Annotated in this window: 4 protein-coding genes and 1 pseudogene; 4 read left to right on the forward strand and 1 reads right to left on the reverse strand. The window is 72.5% G+C overall.

The window, feature by feature from the left end:
• Positions 1 to 73 precede the first annotated feature (73 nt).
• Positions 74 to 2,221 (reverse strand): M14 family zinc carboxypeptidase, encoded by a 2,148-nt coding sequence (locus AB0J68_RS26955; protein ID WP_363941098.1) that lies wholly within the window; start codon positions 2,219 to 2,221, stop codon positions 74 to 76.
• A gap of 117 nt (positions 2,222 to 2,338) precedes the next feature.
• Here AB0J68_RS26955 and AB0J68_RS26960 point away from each other — a divergent pair, with 117 nt between their 5' ends.
• The 4 genes and pseudogenes from AB0J68_RS26960 to AB0J68_RS26975 form a co-directional block, all read left to right on the forward strand.
• Entirely contained in the window at positions 2,339 to 2,512 is a 174-nt protein-coding gene (locus tag AB0J68_RS26960) for a hypothetical protein (RefSeq protein ID WP_363941100.1), read from the forward strand.
• A 100-nt stretch (positions 2,513 to 2,612) separates the two neighbouring features.
• A complete protein-coding gene (locus AB0J68_RS26965; RefSeq protein ID WP_354861761.1) occupies positions 2,613 to 3,119 on the forward strand; it encodes a SigE family RNA polymerase sigma factor in 507 nt (168 codons plus the stop codon).
• The gene (locus tag AB0J68_RS26970) at positions 3,119 to 3,961 is read left to right on the forward strand and encodes a hypothetical protein (protein ID WP_363941102.1); all 843 of its coding nucleotides are present in this window, start codon (positions 3,119 to 3,121) and stop codon (positions 3,959 to 3,961) included. The genes AB0J68_RS26965 and AB0J68_RS26970 overlap by 1 nt, the downstream gene beginning before the upstream one ends.
• A 78-nt stretch (positions 3,962 to 4,039) precedes the next feature.
• A pseudogene (locus tag AB0J68_RS26975) lies at positions 4,040 to 5,029 on the forward strand (hypothetical protein); the annotation flags it as partial.

Genomic DNA, 5,029 nt, shown 5'->3' on the forward strand with positions numbered 1-5,029 from the left:
CCACGGTTCATCCGTGGCCGGCCGGCGCGTCCGTCGTTCGGGTCAGCCGAGTCGACCCGGCATCCCTGCCGGGTCAGCCGGTGGCCGCCTCGGCGGCGGCGTGGTCGCGGGCCACCCGGACCAGTTCGACCAGCCCGCCCGCGTACTCCTGGGACTCGCCGTGCGCCTCGTCGAACGGCGGCTGGAAGCCGACGCCCTCCCACTCGCCGGTGGCCGGATTCCAGCGGTCGTTGCCGACCTCGAAGTCCCAGGCGAAGATGCCCAGCTCGTAGTAGAGCTGGTCGGCCGAGTTGCCGGCGGCGGAGTAGAGCACGTCGGCGACCGGGCCGGTCTGCGACGGCCAGGTCACCGTGCCGCGCTCCTGGGCGATGGCGCCGACGATGCGCCGGGCGCTGTTCAGGAACAGCGTCGACTCGTCGATCGACGGTCGGGGCAGGGTGATCCGACCGTCGGCCCGGTACGCCCCCGGCGGCCACATGAAGTACCCGCCGTAGGAGTGCACGTTCATCGCGAATTTGATGTTCGGGTGGGCCTTGGCCAGCGCGATGACGTTGCCGCTCTCCGCCTCGGACAGCTCCGCCGTGCCGGCGTAGCTGCCGGAGAGACAGTTGGCGCTGGCCCCCACGTACCCGTCGAAGTACGACCCGACGGTGTAGTTGCGGTTGACGTCGACGCCCCACGAGGTGCGGTAGCGCGGGTCGCGGGCCGGCCCGGTGCAGTGGTTGACCAGGTTCTTGCGCTGGAAGTTGTAGTCGTTGAACGAGTAGTTCGCCCCGTCCGGGTTGACCGTCGGGATGACGAAGACGTCGACCTGCTCCAGCAGCTCACGGGTGGCCGGGTCGGTACGGGCGTTGGCCAGCATCCGCTCGGCGAACTCCAGCGTCACCAGCGGGGTTGCCCACTCCCGGGCGTGCTCCTGGGAGTACGCCAGCACCCCGACCCGGGAGCCGTCGCGGTGCACGCCGAGGCGCAGCGCCTGCACCGTCCACGGCTTCGCCGGCACCTCGGTGCCCTGGAGGCCGTCGTCGAGGCGGGCCGGACCGGCGACCGGCATCGGCAGCCCGGTCGAGCCGTCCTCGACGGTGGCCCGGAACCGGTTCGCCTGCCGGGCGTTGATGGCCGCGGCGACGTCGTCGGTGGTGCTCACCGTCTTGCCGGCCGCGTCGGTGGCGAGCGTGACCGTGAGGACGCGGTCCCGGTAGCCGACGGTCAGCGGCCGGGAGGGCCGGCCCGGGTCGACCGTGCGCACCTGGACGCCGTTCATGCCCTGGTCACCGAAGCGGACCGACTCGACCACCACGGCGGAGACTGCCGGGTCACCCAGGTACGCGACGGCGTTGCGGCGGTACCCCTGGGTCTTGTTCGGCAGGTCGATGACGTCCACCAGGTCCCGGTACTGGCGGGCCAGCCGCTTGATCCGCGCCTGGATGTCCACTGGCGTCAGGTACGCGTCGATGAAGTCCTTCTGGTAGCCGGCCGGCAGCGGCGGCGGGGTGGCGTTCGGCCAGAGCGCCGGCGTGACCGCCCGGCTGACCCCGCCCAGGCTGGAGGTGGCGGTCAGCTGGACCGGTCGGCTCGGCACCGGCTGGGGGAGGTTGTAGTGGTACTGGTACTCACCCGAGTCCTCGAACCGGTAGAGCGGGAACGACCCGGTGGCGCCGTCCGCGGTCCGCCAGCTGACGGTGATCTCCACGTCCGGGTCGTCGGTGGCGGTGGTGGCCACCTGCGCCTGCAGGAACGTCTGACCACCGGTGGTCCACCAGTACGCCTGCTGCACCGCGAGGGTGTCGACCCCGACGGCGGCGGTGGTGCGCTGTCCGGCGGCCGGGGCGCGCAGCCCGGAGGCGGTACGGGCCTGCGCCGCGCGGACGCTGTCCGCGAAGTGCCGGCTGCCGTCGCCGGCCCGTTGAACGATCTGGGTGGCGGTGGCGCCCTGCGCGGTCAGGTCGGCGAGTTGGGCGCCGGTCAGCACCAGGTCGGCGAGGATCCGCCCGTCCCGCGCCCGGGGCCGGTTGGCCAGGTCGGCGCCGGCGGCGACCAACCTGTCGAGCTGGGCCTGATCGCGTAGCTGTACCCGGACCAGAGCGGTCTCGGTCGCGGCCAGGGTGATCGGTGTGGCGTCGGCGGCGGGTTTCGCCGCTGCCGGGCCGGGATGAGACAGCGCCGCGCTGATCAGGATCGCTGTGGTGGCGGCAGCCGTCCACCGTCGTCGGACGATCATGTGCCCTCCTGTGACGGACGTCGATGTGCTTGGTCCTTACACCAGTGCACAGATCGACACCTGTCAAGGGATCTCGCTCGTGGGCACCATGACGGCGGCCCCGGAGGTTAGGTTGGAGTGATCTTCCAGATTCGATGGCGTCGGTCGCTGCACCAGCGACCCGACCCGACAGCGATCGCCAGCGCGTCCGACTGCGTGGTGGTGCACGAGCGCGGCGTCCGCCGCCTCACGCCCGACCTGCTGCTCGTCCTCGGCAAGGGCACGCTCGCCGCGGTCGCCGTCACGGGTTGACGCGCAACCGGCCTCGACTCCGGCGAGTTCTTCCTTTCGCGATGCAACCCGCTGGGCCGGACCCGGCGTGACTATCTCGAATCGGGGATCGGAGGCCTGGATGAGCGATCGCGACGCGGCGTTCGCCGACTATTTCGCGGCGAGGTCGGACGCGATGCGTGGCACGGCGTACCTGCTGTGCGGCGACTGGCATCGGGCGGAGGACCTGGTCCAAACCGCGTTCGTGAAGCTCTACCTGGTCTGGAACCGCGTCTCCCGGCACGAGGTGCTCGACAACTACGTGCGGCAGATCCTGATCCGCACGTTCCTCGACGAGCGCCGCCGCGGCTGGTGGCGGCGTGAACGGGTGGGCGGCGACAACGCCGAGCAGGCGGCACCGTCCGACTCGCCGGAGACCCGTCTGGTGCTGCTGCGGGCGCTCGCCTCGGTGGCGCCGCGTCAACGGGCGGTGCTGGTTCTCCGCTACTGGGAGGACCTTTCGGTCGAGGACGTCGCGGCGCTGCTGGACTGCTCGCCGGGGACGGTGAAGAGCCAGGCGGCGCGCGGGCTGGACACGCTGCGCGGCCTCCTGGCAACCACGAACAGCGGGATCGAGATGGGGAAGTGATGAACGGAGAAGACCTGCGTGAGGCGCTGCGCCGCGAGATGGCGGACGCCGCCTCGCCACCACCGTTGAGTACGGCGGCCGCGCTCGACGCGGGACGACGCGCCCGCAGTCGCCGCCGTACCGCCTGGGCGTGCGCCGGATCGGCGGCCGTGGTGCTGGCGGTCGCCGGCCTCGCCGCCGTGGGCACACCCAAGGGCGACGTCTACCAGCCGGCAGGGGGTCCGCAGGCCATTCCGAACCCGTCGGCGTCAGACACCAAGAAGCCGTGGCCGGCCGGGCCGGACGGTCAACCACAGGAGGACCGGACCGCGCGGGCAGGGTCGAAGTACGACCAGGGGATACGGCTGCTCGACGAGGTCGTCTCCGTCGTGCCCGCCGGCTACACCGCGCCGGAGGACCCGGCGAACCAGCCCGCCGACCAGAGGACGCTGCGGACCCACCAGGCGCAGTTCGAGGACACGGTGAACGGCGTCGACCTGTGGAGCTACCTGACCTCGGTTGCCGTTGCCCAGGGGCAGGGCACCGGGCGTGTGGTCGTCGAGGTGCACGACGCTGGCAACCAACTACCCACTGAACCCTGCGCGCTGGCCCGCCAGTTCTGGGGCATGCAGGGCGAGTGTCAGGTCGAGGCCGTCGGGGCGGCGAAGGTGGGCGTGGTGGTCCGGCCGGGCGACGACGATCGGCTCGACCAGTGGGCGGCCTACCGGCACCCGGACGGTGTGGTGGTGTTCGTCGCGCAGAGCACGAAACTCGACGAGACCCGGCCGGAGTTGACGGAACTGCCGTTCTCCGTGCCGCAGTTGGCGGCCCTCGCGGTCGACGAACGGTTCCACCTGAGGTGACACGGTGACCCGGCCCTCTCGGGCCACCCGCCGATAACTCGGAGGCGGGCCGGGCCGCTGGTCCGGCAGCATGATCACATGACGCGGACGCCGAGGCACCGGGAAGAAGCCAGCGCCGAGATGAAGCCGGCGCTGGAGGCGGCAATCGCGGCGGCCGCCCAGCGTTCCGCCGCCGGCAGGAAAACCGTGGAGCACCTCGCCTTCCTGCTGGCCGATGTCGGCGCCAACGCTGACCACGACCTGGGCCGGGCGGCACTGCGGGCGCTGGCTCGATCCCCGAAAATGGTGGCCCGGCTCGACGAACGCGCCCGCCAGGTGCTGTGGTGCCTGCCGGACCAGTCGCCACCGCTCGTTCGGCTGGTGGCCGGTCTGTCCCAGCCCACTGTCAACCCGCTCGCCGTGGCGATGGCCAGCACCCACCGCGACGGACGCGTCCGCGAGCGCGCGGTCCGGTCCATGCTGGACGATCCCCGCCCGGATCTGGTGCCGTTTCTGGTGCTGCGCACCGGCGACTGGGTCCGGCAGGTGCGGGACCGGGCCCGTGCGGGCCTCGCGCTGCTGCTGGCCGACGACCCGGCCACGTACCTTCCGGCGGCCATGCCGATGGCACTGTTGGTGGACGCCCGGTCGCGCGGCGGCTTCGCCGCCAACCAGGTCACGGCCGCGCTGCTCAACGCGTCGCCAGCCGTACGCCGGGTGGTCGGCGCCTCCGGCGCCGCGGCCCAGCGGCGGCTGGTCTTCGAGGTCGAGGTGGCGCAGCGCTGGCTGCGGATCGACGACCTGGTGGACGTCGCGGAGTCCGACACCGATGTCCGCATCCGCTCGCTGGCGGCCGAGGCGGCCGGTAGGGAGGCGGTGTGGACCGGGCGGCTCCCGGTCCTGCGGCGGCTCGCCCGCAGCCGCTGGCCGGACGTACGGGCGGTCGCTCTCACCGGCCTGCTGCGGGTCGGAGAGCCGGCCGAGGTGGCCACCCGTCTCGATGACCCCGCGTCGCTGGTGCGGGCCATCGCCGCAGTCGGGGCACGGGTCGCCGGCGCGCACCTCGGCCGCCTCGACCGTGCCGTCGGG

Source organism: Micromonospora sp. NPDC049580, from assembly GCF_040675595.1.
Classification (GTDB): domain Bacteria; phylum Actinomycetota; class Actinomycetes; order Mycobacteriales; family Micromonosporaceae; genus Micromonospora.

Coding starts and splice junctions, on each gene's coding strand:
- AB0J68_RS26955 (WP_363941098.1), bottom strand. CDS start 2,221: ATGATCGTCCGACGACGGTGGACGGCTGCCGCCACCACAGCGATCCTG.
- AB0J68_RS26965 (WP_354861761.1), top strand. CDS start 2,613: ATGAGCGATCGCGACGCGGCGTTCGCCGACTATTTCGCGGCGAGGTCG.
- AB0J68_RS26970 (WP_363941102.1), top strand. CDS start 3,119: ATGAACGGAGAAGACCTGCGTGAGGCGCTGCGCCGCGAGATGGCGGAC.